This is a genomic window from Sulfuriferula thiophila (assembly GCF_003864975.1).
GTDB lineage: Bacteria > Pseudomonadota > Gammaproteobacteria > Burkholderiales > Sulfuriferulaceae > Sulfuriferula > Sulfuriferula thiophila.
The window spans coordinates 1-709 of the sequence record NZ_BHGL01000008.1 but is presented as its reverse complement, the minus strand read 5'-3'; the positions used below and the strand labels follow the sequence as shown (position 1 = coordinate 709).

Here is a 709-nt window from a genome sequence, read left to right as displayed (position 1 = left end):
GCTGACTGGCTGATACGTTTGACCACCAACCAACGCAACTGGGGATTTGGCCTATGTTATTTTTACCTGCGCAATACCAAACAGTTCCATTGGAACCACAAGCGGGTTTACCGAATATATCGCGAGCTGGAATTGAATCTGCGCATCAAACCCAGACGTCGTCTGGTACGGGAGAAACCAGAGGCGCTTGCTGTACCAACACAAATCAACGAAGTCTGGTCGATGGACTTCATGCATGACCAGTTGGCGGATGGCCGCTGTATTCGATTGTTTAATGTCATTGACGATTTTAACCGCGAAGGCTTGTGTATTGAGGTTGACTTCTCGTTGCCGTCAGAACGAGTGATTCGTTCACTAGATCAGATTGTTGAATGGCGTGGTGTGCCCAAGGCCATCCGTTGTGACAACGGCCCTGAATACATCAGCAATATGACCAAGGCATGGGCTGAACAGCGTGGTATCAAACTTGACTTTATTCAGCCAGGCAATCCCCAGCAGAATGCTTATATTGAACGCTATAACCGCACAGTGCGCTATGACTGGTTGGCGCATTACTTGTTCGATACCGTCGAGGAAGTGCAAAACTTTGCGACAGCTTGGTTATGGACTTACAATAACGAACGACCAAACACGGCGATTGGTGGGATCCCACCTAAACACAAACTCGCTATGGCCGCTTAACCTCTACTTTTAACTGCGGTTATTAATG

Annotated in this window: 1 protein-coding gene; it reads left to right on the top strand. The window is 48.0% G+C overall.

All coding sequences use genetic code 11. From position 1 onward, the window contains the following. On the top strand, window positions 1-681 hold a 681-nt coding region (locus tag EJE49_RS07505), incomplete at its 5' end, for an IS3 family transposase (RefSeq protein ID WP_124949805.1). Between the last annotated feature and the right edge of the window lie 28 nt (window positions 682-709).